We start from the raw sequence: 17,090 nt of genomic DNA on the forward strand, positions 1-17,090 counted from the left end.
CCGGCGAAACCCATCATGGGCCGCGCCGATCCGCATGGGTTTCGCTCCGCTCTACGCCATCCTACGGAAGCCCGTGCGCACCACGTGGCGGTGCGCTGGGCGAAGAAAGTTGGAGCAGAGTTCCGCTTCGCTCACCAACAGGGCCGCTCCGTTGCCCATGGGCGAATGAATTCGCCCCTACGTCCCCTGCCCCATCAGAAGTCGCGCTTGTAGAACAGGTCCAGGGAGCTGGCGAGGCCGCTGGCGGCTTCGATGTAGAGGCGTTTGGTGAGTTCGTAGCGCAGGGCGACGACGCTGGTGGGTTCGAGCACGCCGAGGCCGTAGCGGATGCTGAGGCGGTCGGTGAGCACGCCGGTAGCGCCGTCGTCACCGATCTGGAAGTCCTTGAGGCCGAGCTTCTGCGCCAGTTCGCTGGTCAGCGGCGCGCTGCCGGACAGGCCCAGCGCCAACGCGGCCTGGCCCAGGGCGTTGCCGTCGCTGCCGCGCTCCAGCGGGCGGCCCAGCACCAGGTAGGACAGCGCCTGTTCCTGGCTCATGGCCGGGGTGGAGAAGACCTGGGTGGTGGGTTCGTCGGCACGGCCGTTGAGGCGGATGCCGGCGGTGACGTCGCCGATCTTGCGGATCGCCTCCACGTCCAGGTAGGGCTGGTCCAGCGGCCCGGCGAAGAGCAGGCGCGCACGGCGCAGGTCGAGGCGCTGCCCATAGGCGCGGTAGCGGCCGTTCTTCAGGTTGAGCTCGCCGCGCCCAGCCAGGTTGTCACCCACCTTGAGGTGGCCGGCCAGGTCGGCGGTGAGGCCGAAGCCGTTGAACGACAGGCGCTCCTGGCCCACCTCGACGTCGATGTCCATGGCCAGCTGCAGCGGTGCCTGCTCCTCCTCCCGCTCGCCCACCAGGTGCGCGTCCGGCGACACCTTGACCGCCTGGGGCGGCAGCTCGCGGATCTTGATCTGGCCACGGGGCACCCGCACCTTGCCGGTGAGTGCCAGGCGCTGGTCGGCCATGCGCACCCGCAGGTCAGGGTCCACTTCCAGGTTGGCGTAGGGCTCCACCACCACCGGCAGCGAACTGCCGCGGACCGCCAGGTCCATGTCCAGGCCCTGGCTCCAGGCCAGGGTGCCGGAGAGGTTGCCGTTGCCTTTCTCGCCGCTGCGCCAGGCGCCGCTGAGTTCCAGGCTCTCGCCGGCGATGCGGGCATCCAGGTTCAGGTCTTCGATGCGGGTGGGCAGGTCGCCGCCGGCCAGCTTGCCGCCGTGCAGGCGCACCTGGCCCAGCACATTGGGCGCCAGAAGGGTGCCGCCGAGGGTGCCGGCACCGTCCAGCTGCCCTTCCAGCTCCTCGACACCGGCGACGAAGGGGCGCAGCACGGCGAGGTCCAGCCCTTCAAGGCGGAAGTCACCGGACAGCGGCTTGCGCAGCGGGCGCGGATCGAGCCGGGCGTCGACCTGCAAGCGGCCGAGGCGCTCGCCCTGGAACAGCAGGCGACTGTCGATGCTCTGCGGGCGCAGGGTGCTTTCCAGGCGCATGGCCTGGTAGGGGAAGTCGACCCATTTGCCGTCCTTGCCCTCCTCGCGCAGGCGCAGCACGCCGTTGCTGGCATCCAGCTGCACGCGGCCGCTGGGGCCGCGCGCGGGCAGTTCGAGCTGCACATCGCCGTCGAGCGTGCCGTGCCAGGCGAAATCGTCCGGCAGCCATTCGGCCAGGCTATCGAGGGGGAAGTCGCGCAGGCGGTAGTCGAGCTTCGGTTCGGGCAGCAGGCGCTGGTCGCCGCCACAGAGGCTGGCGGGGCCGGAGCGCCAGCAATGGGCGCCCAGTTCCAGGCGACCGTCGGCCAGACGTTGCAGCTTCGCGGGTTGCTCCAGGCGCCAGTCCTGGCCGCCGCTTTGCAGTTCGCCACGGCTCAGGCGACCGCGCCAGTCGCCTTTGTCCAGCAGGCCGTCGAGGGCCAGCTGCAGGTCGAGCAAGGGGCCTTGCAGGCGCGTTTCCAGCTGCTGCCGCTGCTTGTCGCCCGAGGCCTTGAGGCTGAGGTCGCCCAGGGCCTTGTCGCCGGCCTGGAGCTGGCTGGCGTCCAGCTGCAGGGTGCCGTTCTGCCGTGCATCCAGCCGCGCCTGCAGGGTCAGCTGGCGCAGGCGCTGGTCGCCCATGCCCAGGCGATCGCCCTTGAGGTCCAGCTGCCCCTGGGGTGCGTCGGCGCTGCCGGCCACCACCAGCTTGCCGGTGAGCCCGCCAAACAGGCCGGGCCAGAGCTGGCCCAGGCGGCCCAAGGCGATGTCCAGCTGGCCGTCCAGGCGCTGGTCGAGGCGGCCTTTGCCATCGATGCGGTTGTCGCCCAGGCGGACCTGCAGCTGATCCAGGTCCCAGCGCTGCCCGGCGCCCTCGGCCACGGCCTTGAGCAGCGCCGGCTGGCCGCGCAGCTGGCCCTTGAGATCGAGATCGGCCTTGAGTTCGAGCTGCTGGCGGAAGCTGCCCTTGCTCGCCAGGGTGCCGGCCAGGCGGCCCGGCAATTCGGCCAGCCAGTAGGCCGGGTCGAGGTCGCTCAGGGTCAGTTCACTGTCCCAGTCGACACCGTCGGCGAAGCCCAGCTGCAGGCGGCCACGGGCCTTGCCCTGCCCGGCCGTTACCTGCAGGTCGGGCAGCTCGACGCGGGCCAGGTCGCCCTGCAGCGGGCTGGCCAGGCTGAAGTCGCCTTCCGGCCCCTTGAGCGCGGCGTCGAAGCGGCCCTGGTAGCGGCCCTCGCTGAAATGCACCTCGCCGTCCAGGCGTTGCAGCGCCACGGGCGGCTCCTGCTCCTGGGGGTAGAGGCGCTGCCAGGGGAAGTCGCGCCAGGCGAGCTGGGCGTCGATGGCCAGGGCCTGCTGCCAGTCGATGCGCCCCTGTAGCTGCACGCTCTGTTCGGCGGCGGCGCTGAGCAGCAGGCGCTGGATCTCGGCCCCGGCGGCGGTGACCTTGCCGGCCAGGTCGAGAGCGACGTCACCGCCCTGCCCCGGCAGGTTGGCGCGGCCCTGCACGGCATAGCCCTGTTGCAGATCGCCTTTGGCGTCCAGCTCCACGCGTTGCAGGGTGAGGGTGTCCGGCAGCCCGGCCTGGGCTTTGAAGGCGGCGGCGCGGATGCGCGCGCTGGCGGGCAGGTGCGGCGCCAGGGGCTGCAACTGGCCGTCGAGGGTGGCGGCCAGGTAGCCGCTGCTGGTCGCACGCGCCACGAGGGTGCCTTGCAGGTCGCCTTTCGCCTCCAGGGCCAGGGACCAGGGCTGGCCCTCGACGGCGGGCAATTGCAGGCTGCCACTGGCCTTGAGCGGCCAGCCGTCACGGGGTTGCAGGGTGCCCTGGAGTGCCAGGGCCAGGTCGCCGTGGCGCAGGCTGGCTTCGTCTATATGCAGGCCGTCGCCCAGCCATTGGGCGCGCAGGTGCAGGCCGCTGAGCTGTTCGCTGCCGTCCAGCTCGAAGCGCTGCACGCGCACCTCGCCCAGGCGGATCGCCAGGGGCAGCTCGAGGGCCGGCAGTTGCAGCGGCTCATCAGAGGTCTCACCGCCCGGGGCCAGGCTCAGGGCAACGTCGTCGGCCGTCAGCGTGTCGATGCACAGGGTCAGCTGCAGCAGGCAGCCTGGCGACCATTCCAGCACCGGCGCGGTGATCGACAGGCTGTCGCCGTCCTGCTGCCAGGCCAGGCGCTCGGCACTCCAGCGCCCACCGAGCGTGCCGCTGAAACCTTCCACGGTGAGGCCCGGCACCCGCGCCAGCAGCCAGCGCCCGCCGGCTTCGCTGAACAGCAGCGCACCGACACCCGCCAGCACCAGGACCAGCACGCCGGCCACCGCGAACAGGCCGAGCCGGAGCCCGCGCCTCACAGTTCGGGGCCCATGGAGAAGTGGATGCGGAAGCCGCCGGGGTCGTCCAGCGCCTTGGCCAAGTCGAGGCGGATCGGCCCCACCGGCGACACCCAGCGCACGCCGATGCCGGCGCCTGTCTTCATCGCCGCATTGAGCGAGTCCATGGCGTTGCCGCGGTCGACGAAGGCGGCGATGCGCCAGCGCTCGGCCACCGGGTACTGGTATTCGGCGCTGCCCACCACCAGGTAGCGGCCGCCGACCTTGTTGCCCTGGCGGTCCTCGGGGGACAGGGTCTGGTAGTCATAGCCGCGCACGCTCTGGTCGCCACCGGCGAAGAAGCGCAGCGACGGCGGGATGGCGCTGAAGTCGGTGGTGGCGATGCCGCCGACCTGGGCCCGGGCCAGCACCCGGTGCCCGCCGGGCAGGGTGTAGAGCCCCTTGGCCAGGGCGCTGGCGTAGGTCATGTCGGCGTCGGAGAGGATGCCCTCCTTGGCCGCGCGCAGGTCCACCTGCAGGTGGTAGCCCTGGCTGGGGTCGAGACGGTTGTCGCTGCGGGTGACGCTGTAGCCGATGCCGGGGATGAGGAAGCTGCTGCGCCCGTCCGGGCTGCCGTCGCCGAAGTCATAGCTCTCCTGCTCCCAGCGCAGGGAGACGACCCGCTGCCAGTCGTCCGGCAGCTTCGATTGCCACTGGGTGCCGAGGGTGAAGCGGCGGCTCTCGACGTCCACCAGCTGTTCGCGCTGGAAGCCGCTGGTAAAACGCAGGCTGTCGGTCAGCGGCGGGTCGAGGGGAATCTCGTACCAGGCGCCGACGTTCTGCCGCGACGCGGAGACTTCGGTCTCGGCGCCCAGGCGATGGCCCTGGGGGTTGACCCAGTGGCGCGTCCAGTTGGCCCGCGCGCGCGGCCCGACGTCGGTGGAGAAGCCGACGCCCAGCCCCATGGTGCGCGGCTTCACCGCGCTGAGCTGGACCTTGACCGGTATCCGCCGGCCCTCCCCCGGGTCGGGCAGGGCATCCACCCGCACCTCGTCGAAGTAGCCGCTGGCCTGGAGGTTCTGGTTGAGCTTGGCCACCAGGTCGGCGTCGTAGGGGGTGTTGGCGGCGAAGGGCACCAGGCGCGCGAGCAGCGCCTCGTCGAAAGGGGTATCGCCCTGGAAGCTGACCCGACCCAGGTCGTAGCGCGGGCCGCTGGCGTACACCAGGTCGATGTCGGCGATGCCGGCGCGGGGGTCGATGTCGAGGCGCTGGGAGAGGAACTTGCCATCGAAGAAGCCGTAGCGCAGGGCCTGATTCTGGATGAGCTTCTTGGCGTCTTCATAGGCGCCGTGGTTGAGCGGCTGGCCGGGCTGCAGCGCCTTGCTCTGGGGCACGCGGAACGCCTTGAGGACGCCCGCTTCGCCTTCGATGCGCACCTGCACGTTGCGCAGGCGCACGGGTTCCCCGGGCACGACCTCCAGCTGCAGCTTGGGGTCGTTGCCGGGAAGTACACGGCTGTCGATCTCCGCCTGGTAGTAGCCGAGGGCCTGGGCAGCTTGCTGCGCCTGGTCCTCCGCGGCACGGCGATAACGCCGCAGGGCGGTTTCATCACGGTCGCCAAGGCTGCCGATGAAGGCCTCGATATTGGCCTTCAGGGCAGCATTGGCGGGGGTCACCTTGACGTCCAGCGAGGCCTTGGCCAGCGCGGTCGAACAGAGACACGACAATCCGAGCGCGAGTAGCCCACGCAATCCTTGGCACCAATTCATTCGCGGGATGCTAGCACGTGTTGCCTACAGTCTCGTCCTACGCGTTCGCTTGCAGCGCCGGCGTCGGATTGGGATGGAAGAACACGTGTTCCAGCACCGGCCCCAGCGCGACCTCGCCGATCTCCTCGTAGCCCTGGCGCTTGTAGAAATCCAGGTAGCGGGCGTTGCCGGTATCCAGCACCACGCCCTGGGAGCCGGCGTCCTCGGCGCACCAGTCGTGCAGGGCCTGCAGCAGCTTCTCGCCCAGGTGCTTGCCCTGGAACTCCGGGTGGATCCCCAGCAGCGGCAATACGTGGTAAGGCCCCGGCGGCAGGCAGGCGAGCACCGCGTCGTGGTACTCCAGGTAGCGCTTGGTGCAGCGGAAACCGGTGGTCATCAGCATGCGCAGGCGCCAGCCCCAGCTTTCGGTGATGTCCAGCCGGCGTTGCGGCGGCGCGATCAGGGCGATGCCCACCAGGCGGTCCTCGATGAGCAGGCCGATGGCCGGCAGGTCTTCGAGGAAATGCTGCTGCACCAGCTCGCGTACCGTGGCACGCACGCGCTGGTCGTAGCCGGCACGCTCGGCCTCGAAGAGGTAGGCGAAGGTGGGTTCGTGGCGGTAGGCGTGGTAGAGCAGCGAACGCGCCTCGCGGGCATAGCCGCCGTCGAGCATGCGGACTTCAACCGGCGCGGTGGGGACGTATCCAGGCATTCACGGTGACCTCGTTTGTTATGTGGTTATCAGGCCCACAGGCAAGGTAGCACCGCCCCCAAGGCCTCGCCACACGGGTGGCAGGGCGTGCCGACGATGGGCTAGGATCGGCGTTTTTCCAGGATGGCTCCGTCATGAAGATCGTTTCTTTCAATATCAACGGCCTGCGTGCCCGTCCTCACCAGCTCGAAGCGCTGATCGCCAAGCACCAGCCGGACGTCATCGGCCTGCAGGAAACCAAGGTCGCCGACGAGCAGTTCCCCGAGGCGGATATCCGCAAGCTCGGCTACCACGTGCACTACCACGGGCAGAAGGGCCACTACGGCGTCGCCCTGCTCTCGCGCCAGGAGCCGCTGGCCCTGCACAAGGGCTTCCCCAACGACGACGAGGAGTCCCAGCGCCGCTTCATCTACGGCACCTTCGCCGATGAACAGGGCAACCCGGTGACGGTGATGAACGGCTACTTCCCCCAGGGCGAGAGCCGCGACCACCCGACCAAGTTCCCGGCCAAGCAACGCTTCTACGCCGACCTGCAGGAGCTGCTGCTGGGCAACTTCAAGCCGGATCAGCCGCTGGTAGTGATGGGCGACATCAACATCTCGCCGGAAGACTGCGACATCGGCATCGGCGAGGAGAACCGCAAGCGCTGGCTGAAGACCGGCAAGTGCAGCTTCCTTCCGGAAGAGCGCGAGTGGCTGGCGACCCTGAAGAGCTGGGGCCTGGTGGACAGCTTCCGCCACCTCAACCCCGAGGTGAACGACCGCTTCAGCTGGTTCGACTACCGCAGCCGCGGCTTCGAGGACGACCCCAAGCGCGGCCTGCGCATCGATGTGATCCTCGCCACCAGCCCGCTGCAGGCACGGATCAAAGACGCCGGCATCGACTACGACCTGCGCGGCATGGAGAAACCCTCCGACCACGCGCCGATCTGGCTGGAACTGAGCTGATCGCGCTGGGTTTCCTGGCAATCAGGCACAAAAAAGCCCATCTCGCGATGGGCTTTTTGCTATCCGCCGGGCTTAGGCCAGCTCGACCTTGGGCGTGGTGCCGAGGGTCATGATCCTTTCGATGGCGGCGTCGAGGGTCGGCTCCGAATCGTAGAGGTGGCTTTCGAGGATCACCTCGCGACCGGCCTTGAGGCGGAAGTAGTTCTTGCCACCCGTGGCCATGCGGCGCTCATAGCGCTCCTCATTGGCGCAGTGGTTGCGGAACAGCGCGATGGCACTTTCGGCGCTGTCCCGGCAGGGGTAGCGGCCGCTTTGCAGCACGACCTGCGCCTCCCGGGTCTTCAGGCGGAAGCGATATTCACCGTTGCCGTACTTCTTCAGCTCGAACCAGCCAGCCATTTCCAACTCCTTAGTCACAGATGGATGCCCCAAAAAGCGGGGCTTGGTGCCTGGCACGGGCGGACGAGGGACGCTTGAGCTTCCTTGCCTGCCGCCCGGCCAGACAAAGTTGCGAACCATACCGATGGCCGCGCGAGCGGTATGTCGGGGTGCCCGGGCAGCCGTCGTAGGCCCTGGTCCATACACGGGGCGGGAAAGGTCCCGAGGCCCATTGCAGAGCGCTTTGTAATATCTCCGTCACCTCGCTGACTTAATCTCGCGGCACTTCCCAGTCACCCCTAGCGATAAGGCCCGCCGCATGATGCGCGACCTCAGTGAACGAGATATCTGGAGCCGGACCCTCAGCATGCTGCTGCTCGGTTTCGTCTGCTACGCCCTGCCCTGGTCGGTGTTCGCCGCCCTGCCCCTGCCCGCCGACAAGAGCCCGGCATTGCGCATCCAGGGTTCCAACACCATCGGCGCCAAGCTCGGCCCGGCGCTGGTGCGCGGCCTGATGGAAGAGGAAGGCCTGGGCGGCATCCGCCAGGAGCCCGGCACCCAGGAAAACGAAGTGCAGTTGGTGGGCCGTGCGCCCAACGGCCGCGACGTGCGCATCACCGTGGCCGCCCACGGCTCGGGCACCGGCTTCGTCGCGATCAAGGACGGCAGCGCCGACCTGGCCGCCGCCTCGCGCCCGATCAAGGACGCCGAAGCCAGTGACCTCTCGGTGTTCGGCGACCTCAAGAGCCGCTACGGCGAGCATGTGATCGCCATCGACGGCCTGGCCATCATCGTCAACCCGGGCAACACCCTGGCCAGCCTGGGCACCGAGCAGCTGGCACGCATCTTCGCCGGCGAGGTGAAGACCTGGGAGGAGATCGGCGGCAAGGGCGGTGCCATCCACCTGTACGCCCGCGACGACAAGTCCGGCACCTTCGACACCTTCAAGGAACTGGTGCTGGCCGCCCACGGCAAGAGCCTCGCCGCCAGCGCCAAGCGCTTCGAATCCAACGACAAGCTCTCCGAAGCCGTCAGCGCCGACGCCGCCGGCATCGGCTTCGTCGGCCTCGCCTCGGTGGGCAAGTCCCGCGCCGCCTCCATCGCCGATGGCGAGTCCCAGGCCATGGCGCCGTCGGTGACGCAGATCGCCACCGAGGACTACCCGCTGTCGCGCCGCCTGTTCTTCTATATGAAGCCCGGCGAGAAGAACCCCTGGGCCCAGGCCCTGGTGCGCTTCGCCCAAGGCCCGCGCGGCCAGGCCATCGTCGCCCAGACCGGCTTCGTCGCGCAGACGGTGCAGGCGGTGAAGGTCGCCGCCCAGCCCGACATGCCCAAGGACTACCAGCAACTGGCCCGCGACGCCCAGCGCCTGTCGGTGAACTTCCGCTTCCAGGAAGGCAGCGCCAACCTCGACAACAAGGCCCTGCGCGACGTGGAGCGCGTGCTGGACTACCTCAAGGAGAGCGGCAAGCTGTCCAACCAGGTGACCCTGGTGGGCTTCGGCGACCCCAAGGCCGACCCGGGCCGTGCCGCCCTCCTCTCTAAGCTGCGCGCCATGGCCGTGCGCCGCGAACTGGCCAAGGCCGGCGTGTCCTTCCGCGAGATCACCGGCCTCGGTGACGAGCTGCCGGTGGCCGCCAACAGCGAGGAAGGACGCATCAAGAACCGTCGTGTGGAAGTCTGGGTCTACTGACCGATCCGACCTTCCGCGTCATGGTCGCCCCTGTCCGAGTCGCTCCGTACAGGGGCGATTTCTTTTGGCTCAAGGTGTGGGAACGGTTTCAACCGCGATGCCCGGGACGGGCCGCTTTTCGCGAATGAATTCGCTCCCACGGGGATGGCGGCGTTGCGCGCCGCTTGACGACTGAAGTCGCCCCTACAATCGCCCTTACGAATGCCCCACGCCGGACATGACCGATGTGTAGGGTGGAGGTCGCTTTTTACCTCCACCAGACGGAGTCCTGCGCGGCACGTCACCGTGCCTGGAACGCCGCATCGATGAACCTCGTGGAAGGCCGGGCACCTCGTCCCGGAAAGCACGGCTGAACATTCCCTTCGCACTCCCCGCCCCTTCCGCAGTCGATAACCTTGACCGCGCGCAATGAAATGAAACGTTGCCGGTTTTACCGGCGACGCCGCTGCGCTAGCCTTCCCTTATGTGACGCCGGGCCCCTCTGACGGTTTGCACCCGCCATGTCGGAGTCACTGTTGAGCATTCAACACGACAAGCAAGGAGGGGCTCATGTCAGCTCTGCACACGTTCCTGTTCGCCGACTTCCTCGGCACCGCCACCTGGCTGTGGCTGGTGTTCCTGGCCATCGTCTTCGGCCTGCTGGTGTTCGACCTCGGCGTCCTGCACCGCGACCAGCATGAAATCGAGATGCGCGAGAGCCTGCTGCTCTACAGCGGCTACTTCTGCGTGGGCGTCGCCTTCGGCGGCTGGGTCTGGTACGAGCTGGGTTCCCAGGCCGCGCTGGAGTTCTACACCGGCTTCCTGGTGGAGCAGTCGCTGTCCATGGACAACGTCTTCGTCATGGCGATGATCTTCGGCTTTTTCGCCATCCCCCGCCGCTACCAGCACCGGGTGCTGTTCTGGGGCATCCTCGGGGTGATCGTGCTGCGCGCGCTGATGATCGGCCTGGGCACCGCGCTGGTGAAAGAGTTCGACTGGATCCTCTACATCTTCGGCGCCTTCCTGCTGTTCACCGGGGTGAAGATGCTGTTCGCCCGCGAGGACGCCGAGCGCGACCTCTCGCAGAACCCCGTGCTGAAGTTCGTGCGCAAGCACATGCGGGTCACCGATGACCTGCACGGCGCGCACTTCTTCGTGCGCCTGCAGAACGCCTCCGGGCACCACCTGCTCTGGGCCACCCCGCTGTTCCTCACCCTGGTGCTGATCGAGCTGGCCGACCTGGTGTTCGCCGTGGACAGCGTGCCGGCGATCTTCTCCATCACCCAGGACCCTTTCATCGTCTACACCTCGAACATCTTCGCCATCCTCGGCCTGCGCTCGCTGTACTTCGCCCTGGCCGCGCTGATGCACCGCTTCGTCTACCTGAAGTACGCCCTGGCGCTGGTGCTGATCTTCATCGGCGGCAAGATCTTCCTGCACGGTTTCATCGGCAAGATTCCCGCGCTGATCTCTCTTGGCGTAACCTTTGGCCTGCTTGCCGGTGGCGTGCTGCTGTCGCTGTTCAAGACCCGCGACCGCCCCCAGGCTTCATCAGCCGGAGACTGAGAATCGATGCGAGACGTGCAGATCGTAGTGCTCGAACAACGGGGTCGAGTGATCTGGCAGGTAAAGATGGGACAACGCGGGGTGAGCTTCCACGAGGAGCTCGCCGCGCGTACCTTCGCCGCCCAGCTGCACATGCGCCTGGAGTGGCTGCGCCAGCAGCGCGACGCCGCGCCGCCCCTTTCTCACGAACCCTCCCTGCCTCACCAGGATTGAATCAGGATTGATTCCAGCCCTCGCTTGACCCTCACGCAACGTCAGGCCCGAGGATGCCGCCAGGCACGCGAGGAGACACAAGGACATGTCATTGAAAGTCGGTGAACTGGCCAAGCGCTGCGGGCTGACCGTCCGCACCCTGCACCACTACGACCAGATCGGCCTGCTCCGCCCTTCCGCGCGCTCGGGTTCCGGTTATCGCCTCTATGGCCGCTCGGACATCGCCCGTCTCCACCAGATCCAGGTCCTGCGCAAGCTCGGCCTGTCCCTGGCGGAGATCGGCGGGTGGCTGGACGAGGCGCCGGTATCGCTCTCCCCCCTCATCGAGCAGCAGATTCACCAGCTCGACCGGGAGATCGCCCACCGGCAGCTTCTGCGCGAACGCCTGGCCACCCTCGGTGGCCAGCTGAAGAGCGGCCAGGAGCCGGAGCTCTCCGAATGGCTCACCACTCTGGAGTTGATGAATATGTACGACAGCTATTTCTCCCCGGAAGAACTGCAGCAACTGCGCCTGTATGCGGACGAGGCGCGGCGGCGCGAATGGGCCGGGCTGGTGGCCCGGGTCCAGGCACTGATCGCCCAAGGCGTACCACCGCAAGCCGAGGAGGCGCAGGCGTTGTCGCGCACCTGGATGACCATGCTGGAGGCGGACACCGGCGGCAACCCGGTGCTGTTCGCCAAGCTCAATGCCATGCACGAGGCGGAGCCGGCGCTGCGCGAGGAAACGGGCATCACCCCGCAGACCATGGCCTATGTGGTCCAGGCCTTCAGCGAAACCAAGATGGCGATCTACCAGCGCCACCTGACGCCCGAGGAGTTCGCCTACCTCAAGGCCAACTACGGCAAGCGCATGCACGAATGGCCACCGCTGATCGCCGAGGTGCAGCAGCAGATGGAGTCCGGCGCACCAGCCGATGCCCCGGCGACCCTGGCCCTCGCCCGGCGCTGGCTGGAGCTGTTCCGCTCCTACGCCGGTGACGACCCGCGCACCCAGCAGAAGATCCGCCAGGCGCTGGTGAGCGAGCCGGAACTGCGCCATGGCTCCTGGGCCAGCGATGCACTGCTGGACTACCTGCGCCAGGCCATGGGCCACCTGATGGCCGCACGCGGCTGAGGCCTTCCACCGCCTGAAACGAAAGAGGCCCGCACGGTTTCCCGTGCGGGCCTCTTTATTACTGCTCGGCGATCAGTGACCGCCGCGCAGCATCTCTTTCGGTACGTACTTGCCGATCTCGAACTTGCCGATGGCCGCGCGGTGCACTTCGTCCGGGCCGTCGGCCAGGCGCAGGGTGCGCTGCATGGCGTACATGTAGGCCAGCGGGAAATCGTTGGAGACACCGGCACCGCCGTGGATCTGGATGGCGCGGTCGATCACCCGCAGGGCCACGTTGGGCGCCACGACCTTGATCTGGGCGATCTCGCTCTTGGCCACCTTGTTGCCCACGGTGTCCATCATGTAGGCCGCCTTCAGGGTCAGCAGGCGGGCCATGTCGATCTCCATCCGCGAATCGGCGATCTTGTCGATGTTGCCACCCAGGCGGGCCAGCGGCTTGCCGAAGGCGGTGCGGCTGACGGCGCGCTTGCACATCAGTTCCAGTGCGCGCTCGGCCATGCCGATGGAGCGCATGCAGTGGTGGATGCGGCCTGGGCCAAGGCGGCCCTGGGCGATCTCGAAGCCGCGGCCTTCGCCGAGCAGCACGTTCTCGTAGGGCACGCGCACGTCTTCGAACAGCACTTCGGCGTGGCCGTGGGGTGCGTCGTCGTAACCGAACACCGGCAGCGGGCGGAGGATCTTCACCCCGGGGGTGTCCACCGGGACCAGGATCATCGAGTGCTGCTGGTGGCGCGGCGCGTCCGGGTTGGACAGGCCCATGAACACGAGGATCTTGCAGCGCGGGTCGCAGGCGCCGGAGGTCCACCACTTGCGGCCGTTGATCACCCACTCGTCACCCTGGCGCACGGCGCGGGCTTCCATGTTGGTGGCGTCGGAGGAGGCCACGCCCGGCTCGGTCATGGCGAAGGCAGAGCGGATCTCGCCGCGCAGCAGCGGCTCCAGCCATTGCTTCTTCTGTTCTTCGTTGGCGTAGCGCACCAGCACTTCCATGTTGCCGGTATCCGGCGCGGAGCAGTTGAACGGCTCCGGGCCCAGCAACGAGCGGCCCATGATCTCGGCCAGCGGTGCGTATTCCATGTTGGTCAGGCCGGCACCGAGTTCGGACTCGGGCAGGAACAGGTTCCACAGGCCTTCGGCCTTGGCCTTGGCCTTGAGCTCTTCCATGATCGCGGTGGGCTGCCAGCGATCACCCTCTGCGACCTGTTGCTCGAATACCGGCTCGGCCGGGTAGACGTAGGTGTCCATGAACGCCGTTACGCGTTCACGCAGTTCCTGGACCTTGGGGGAGTAGGCGAAATCCATGCGGAGCTACCTTCTGACGGATGTTTTCTGGGTACGGGTGAGGTGTGGAAATGATGCTAGAACAGCGATTAAGATTTATCTAACCTATTTTCACCGTGTATAAACATTCATCACCGATATATGATCCGCCCATAAAAACAGCCTACGGAGTGCACTCGGACATGAACCTGAACAAGGTCGACCTCAACCTCTTCATCGTCTTCGATGCCATCTATACCGAGGCCAACCTGACCCGCGCCGGGCAGATCGTAGGCATTACCCAGCCCGCCGTTTCCAACGCCCTCGCCCGCCTGCGCGAGACCTTCAACGACCCGCTCTTCGTGCGCACCGCCCAGGGCATGGTGCCCACGCCCATGGCGCAGAACATCATCGGCCCGGTGCGCAACGCCCTGCAGCAACTGCGCATCTCGGTGCAGGAGAGCCGCACCTTCAACCCGAGCCAGGCCAACAAGACCTACCGCATCAGCATGACCGACCTCACCGAGACGGTGATCCTCCCGCCGCTGTTCCAGCGCCTGCGCCGGCTCGCCCCCAACGTGCAGATCGAGAGCTTCCTGGCCAAGCGCCGTGAAACCACCAAGGAGCTGGCCGCCGGGCGCCTGGACTTCGCCGTGGACGCCCCGCTGAACACCGACCCGCAGGTGCGCCACGTCAAGCTGATGGAAGACCGCTACGTCTGCGCCATGCGCCGTGGCCACCCGCTGGCGAAGGAGAAGATCAGCCTCGACGAATACCTGTCGCTGACCCATATCCATATCTCCAGCCGCCGCAGCGGCCTCGGCTATATCGACCTGTCCCTCGGCAAGATGGGCATCCAGCGCAAGATCGCCCTGCGCTCCCAGCACTACCTGATGGCTTCCACCGTGATGCAGAACACCGACATGGCGATGACCGTGCCCGAGCGCTTCGCCCGCCGCCACGAGCTGCACTACGTCGAGCTGCCGGTGAACGACGTGCCCTCCCTGGAAACCCACCTCTACTGGCACGAAAGCACCGACCAGGACCCGGCCAACCGCTGGATGCGCGAGCAGATGATCGAGATCTGCCAGCAGGTCACCGCCCAGGAGCAACGCGCGGAAAAAGCCGAGAAAGCCTGACCCGCCACGCAAGGACGCCCCATGCCGACCTACCGTTCTGCCTGGGCGCTGTCCCTGGCGCTCACCCCGCTGGCCCAGGCCGAAACGCTGCAGGTCGAACCGCTGGTGATCACCGGCAGCCGCTACCCGGCCAGCGGCTTCGAGCTGCCGTTCTCCGTCGACCGCATCGAGCGCGAACAGGCCAGCCTCGGCCAGCCCGGGGTCAACCTCTCCGAAGCGCTCAACGCCGTGCCCGGCCTGGTGGTGCAGAACCGCCAGAACCAGGCCCAGGACCTGCAGGTGTCCTCGCGCGGCTTCGGCGCCCGCTCGGCCTTCGGCATCCGCGGCATCAAGCTGATCGCCGACGGCATCCCCGCCTCCAACCCGGACGGCCAGGGCCAGGCGGCCACCTTCGACCTCGACACCCTCGACCACATCGAGGTGCTGCGCGGCCCCTTCGCCAGCATCTATGGCAGCAACGCGGGTGGGGTGATCCAGGTGTTCTCCCGCGACGGCCAGGGCGCGCCCAAGATCTCCAGCGAAACCTCCCAGGGCGCCTGGGGCACCTCCCGCACCCGCATCACCGCCGAGGGCGGCAACGACCGGGGCGGCTTCCTGGTCAACCAGTCCCATTACGAAAGCGACGGCTACCGCAAGCACAGCTCCGCGACCCTGGACAAGAGCTTCGCCAAGCTGACCCTGTACCCGGACGACGACAGCAAGCTGGCGCTGACCTTCAGCCAGCTGAACCAGAACGGCACCCAGGACCCGCTCGGCCTGACCTGGGCCGGCTACCAGGCCGATCCGCGCGGCGTCGCCGATGCGGCGCTGAACTACGACACGCGCAAGACCATCGACCACCGCCAGGCCGGCCTCAACTACGAGCGCGCCTTCGCCGCCGGCACCTGGCAGGCCACCCTCTATGGCGGCACGCGACGGGTGATCCAGTACCAGGCGATCCCCTCGTCCGCCCAGGTCAGCCCGCGCAGCTCCGGCGGCGTGATCGATTTCGAGCGCAGCTTCCACGGTGCCAGCACCCGCTGGCTGCAGGACTTCGACCCCGGCCTGGGCAACCTCACCCTCACCACGGGGGTGGACTACGACCAGTCCAGCGACGACCGCCAGGGCTACGAGAACTTCGTCGGCAGCCAGCTGGGCGTGCGCGGCAACCTGCGCCGGGACGAGCGCGACGAAGTCAGCAGCATCGCCCCCTACCTGCAGCTCGGCTGGCGCCTGGGGGATTTCAACCTGCAGGGCGGCCTGCGCTACAACGAAGTGGCCTTCGACGTGGACGACCACTACATCCGCCCCGGCAACGGCGACGACAGCGGCTCGGTCACCTACCGCGACCTGACCCCAACCCTGGGCGCCAGCTACGCGCTGACCCCGGAACTGAACCTCTACGCCAGCTGGGGCAAGGGCTTCGAGACGCCAACGCTCAACGAGCTGTCCTACTCCGGGCCCGGCGACAGCTTTGGCTTCGACCTGAGCGCGGCCACCAGCCGGCAATACGAAGTGGGCCTCAAGAGCTTGGTCGGCGAAGCCACCCGCCTCAACCTGGCACTGTTCCGCATCGACACCGAGGACGAACTGGTGGTGGATGCCGCCAGCGGTGGCCGCACCCGTTACCAGAACGCCGCCCGCACCCGGCGCCACGGGCTGGAGCTGTCCGTGGACAGCGCGCTGAGCGAAACCCTGCACACCCGCCTCGCCTACACCCGCCTCAGCGCCACCTACGACCAGGGCTTCACCAGCGGCGGTCGTAACATTCCCGCCGGCCGCCACCTGCCCGGCGTCCCCGCCACCAGCCTCTGGGGCGAACTGGAATGGCGCCCGCGCGCGGGCATCAGCACCGCGCTGGAGGGCCTCTACCGCAGCAAGCTTTATGTGGAAGACAGCAACAGCGCCCGCCCGGCCCCCGGCTACGCCCTGCTCAACTGGCGCGCCCGCTTCGAGCAGAAGCTCGAGCGCCTGACCTTCAGCCAGACCCTGCGCCTGGACAACCTGCTGGACCGCCGCTACATCGGCTCGGTCATCGTCGGCGACGGCAACCAGCGCTACTACGAGCCCGGCCCGGCACGGGCCTGGTATGTCGCGGCGGGTGTGGAATATGCGTTCGATTGAAGGGTCCGCAATCCGTCGGGTTGCACCCGACCTACGTCCTCCTCCGTAGGAGCGAGCTCTGCTCGCGAACACCATGCCCCGTAGCCCGGACTTCAGCCTGGGGCGCTCCCCCTCGGCTACGGCTCAGGGCATAAGCGCGTGCTGATCCCGACTCCGCTTGGTGGAGGTAAAAAGCGACCTCCACCCTTGTATCTCGACTAACTACCCCTTCAGGGGTAATAGTTCCCGACTGATCATCGGGGGAGGGGCTGGAAGTCGTGTCCACCCTTAGGCCCTGAGCCTGCGACGTARAAAGCGACCTCCACCCTTGTATCTCGACTAACTACCCCTTCAGGGGTAATAGTTCCCGACTGATCATCGGGGGAGGGGCTGGAAGTCGTGTCCACCCTTAGGCCCTGAGCCTGCGACGTAGATAGTGCTCCGCCCCTCCACACTCAC

General features: G+C 67.6%; 12 protein-coding genes. 7 read left to right on the top strand and 5 right to left on the bottom strand.

What is annotated here, in order from left to right; all coding sequences use genetic code 11:
* Positions 1 to 194: 194 nt before the first annotated feature.
* From RTW82_RS17965 to RTW82_RS17975, 3 genes are read right to left on the bottom strand one after another with little or no spacing between them, the layout of a single operon-like run.
* Positions 195 to 3,842 carry a translocation/assembly module TamB domain-containing protein gene (locus tag RTW82_RS17965; protein ID WP_316925896.1) on the bottom strand — a complete coding sequence of 1,216 codons (3,648 nt, stop codon included), beginning with the start codon at positions 3,840 to 3,842 and terminating at the stop codon, positions 195 to 197.
* The gene (locus RTW82_RS17970; RefSeq protein WP_316925897.1) at positions 3,839 to 5,569 is read right to left on the bottom strand and encodes an autotransporter assembly complex protein TamA; all 1,731 of its coding nucleotides are present in this window, start codon (positions 5,567 to 5,569) and stop codon (positions 3,839 to 3,841) included. The genes RTW82_RS17965 and RTW82_RS17970 overlap by 4 nt, the downstream gene beginning before the upstream one ends.
* Before the next feature lie 37 nt (positions 5,570 to 5,606).
* Positions 5,607 to 6,260, bottom strand: a complete 654-nt coding sequence (locus RTW82_RS17975; protein WP_031288386.1) for a GNAT family N-acetyltransferase — start codon at positions 6,258 to 6,260, stop codon at positions 5,607 to 5,609.
* A 134-nt stretch (positions 6,261 to 6,394) separates the two neighbouring features.
* Between RTW82_RS17975 and xthA the strand changes: the two genes are divergently transcribed.
* Positions 6,395 to 7,207: an exodeoxyribonuclease III gene (gene xthA / locus RTW82_RS17980; RefSeq protein WP_316925898.1), complete on the top strand. Its 813-nt coding sequence runs from the start codon at positions 6,395 to 6,397 to the stop codon at positions 7,205 to 7,207.
* 72 nt (positions 7,208 to 7,279) lie between these two features.
* Here xthA and RTW82_RS17985 read toward each other — a convergent pair whose 3' ends face one another.
* Positions 7,280 to 7,606 carry a YegP family protein gene (locus tag RTW82_RS17985; protein ID WP_021221228.1) on the bottom strand — a complete coding sequence of 109 codons (327 nt, stop codon included), beginning with the start codon at positions 7,604 to 7,606 and terminating at the stop codon, positions 7,280 to 7,282.
* A 298-nt stretch (positions 7,607 to 7,904) separates the two neighbouring features.
* Between RTW82_RS17985 and RTW82_RS17990 the strand changes: the two genes are divergently transcribed.
* The 4 genes from RTW82_RS17990 (at position 7,905) to RTW82_RS18005 (ending at position 12,150) form a co-directional block, all read left to right on the top strand.
* Positions 7,905 to 9,278 (top strand): substrate-binding domain-containing protein, encoded by a 1,374-nt coding sequence (locus RTW82_RS17990; protein ID WP_043244822.1) that lies wholly within the window; start codon positions 7,905 to 7,907, stop codon positions 9,276 to 9,278.
* Positions 9,279 to 9,827: 549 nt separating this feature from the next.
* Entirely contained in the window at positions 9,828 to 10,823 is a 996-nt protein-coding gene (locus tag RTW82_RS17995; protein ID WP_021221226.1) for a TerC family protein, read from the top strand.
* Positions 10,824 to 10,829: 6 nt separating this feature from the next.
* Positions 10,830 to 11,036: a hypothetical protein gene (locus tag RTW82_RS18000; protein WP_021221225.1), complete on the top strand. Its 207-nt coding sequence runs from the start codon at positions 10,830 to 10,832 to the stop codon at positions 11,034 to 11,036.
* Positions 11,037 to 11,121: 85 nt separating this feature from the next.
* Positions 11,122 to 12,150, top strand: coding sequence for a MerR family transcriptional regulator (locus tag RTW82_RS18005; RefSeq protein ID WP_184491806.1), 1,029 nt, complete (start codon positions 11,122 to 11,124; stop codon positions 12,148 to 12,150).
* Positions 12,151 to 12,222: 72 nt separating this feature from the next.
* On the opposite strand, the gene RTW82_RS18010 is transcribed toward RTW82_RS18005, so the two are convergent.
* A complete protein-coding gene (locus RTW82_RS18010) occupies positions 12,223 to 13,452 on the bottom strand; it encodes an acyl-CoA dehydrogenase (protein ID WP_316925899.1) in 1,230 nt (409 codons plus the stop codon).
* A gap of 161 nt (positions 13,453 to 13,613) precedes the next feature.
* On the opposite strand from RTW82_RS18010, the gene RTW82_RS18015 reads away from it, so the two are divergent.
* On the top strand, positions 13,614 to 14,549 hold the full coding sequence (locus RTW82_RS18015) for a LysR family transcriptional regulator (RefSeq protein ID WP_043244817.1): 936 nt from the start codon (positions 13,614 to 13,616) through the stop codon (positions 14,547 to 14,549).
* 21 nt (positions 14,550 to 14,570) lie between these two features.
* Positions 14,571 to 16,652, top strand: coding sequence for a TonB-dependent receptor (locus tag RTW82_RS18020; RefSeq protein ID WP_316925900.1), 2,082 nt, complete (start codon positions 14,571 to 14,573; stop codon positions 16,650 to 16,652).
* Positions 16,653 to 17,090: the final 438 nt, after the last annotated feature.

The organism is Pseudomonas sp. zfem005, assembly GCF_032621735.1.
GTDB classification, from domain to species: Bacteria; Pseudomonadota; Gammaproteobacteria; order Pseudomonadales; family Pseudomonadaceae; genus Metapseudomonas; species Metapseudomonas solani.

Excerpts from the sequence above, each read along its gene's own strand:
- RTW82_RS18015 (WP_043244817.1), top strand. The coding sequence starts at position 13,614 with ATGAACCTGAACAAGGTCGACCTCAACCTCTTCATCGTCTTCGATGCC.
- xthA (WP_316925898.1), top strand. The coding sequence starts at position 6,395 with ATGAAGATCGTTTCTTTCAATATCAACGGCCTGCGTGCCCGTCCTCAC.
- RTW82_RS17985 (WP_021221228.1), bottom strand. The coding sequence starts at position 7,606 with ATGGCTGGCTGGTTCGAGCTGAAGAAGTACGGCAACGGTGAATATCGC.
- RTW82_RS18005 (WP_184491806.1), top strand. The coding sequence starts at position 11,122 with ATGTCATTGAAAGTCGGTGAACTGGCCAAGCGCTGCGGGCTGACCGTC.
- RTW82_RS18010 (WP_316925899.1), bottom strand. The coding sequence starts at position 13,452 with ATGGATTTCGCCTACTCCCCCAAGGTCCAGGAACTGCGTGAACGCGTA.
- RTW82_RS17990 (WP_043244822.1), top strand. The coding sequence starts at position 7,905 with ATGATGCGCGACCTCAGTGAACGAGATATCTGGAGCCGGACCCTCAGC.
- RTW82_RS18020 (WP_316925900.1), top strand. The coding sequence starts at position 14,571 with ATGCCGACCTACCGTTCTGCCTGGGCGCTGTCCCTGGCGCTCACCCCG.
- RTW82_RS18000 (WP_021221225.1), top strand. The coding sequence starts at position 10,830 with ATGCGAGACGTGCAGATCGTAGTGCTCGAACAACGGGGTCGAGTGATC.
- RTW82_RS17970 (WP_316925897.1), bottom strand. The coding sequence starts at position 5,569 with ATGAATTGGTGCCAAGGATTGCGTGGGCTACTCGCGCTCGGATTGTCG.
- RTW82_RS17975 (WP_031288386.1), bottom strand. The coding sequence starts at position 6,260 with ATGCCTGGATACGTCCCCACCGCGCCGGTTGAAGTCCGCATGCTCGAC.
- RTW82_RS17995 (WP_021221226.1), top strand. The coding sequence starts at position 9,828 with ATGTCAGCTCTGCACACGTTCCTGTTCGCCGACTTCCTCGGCACCGCC.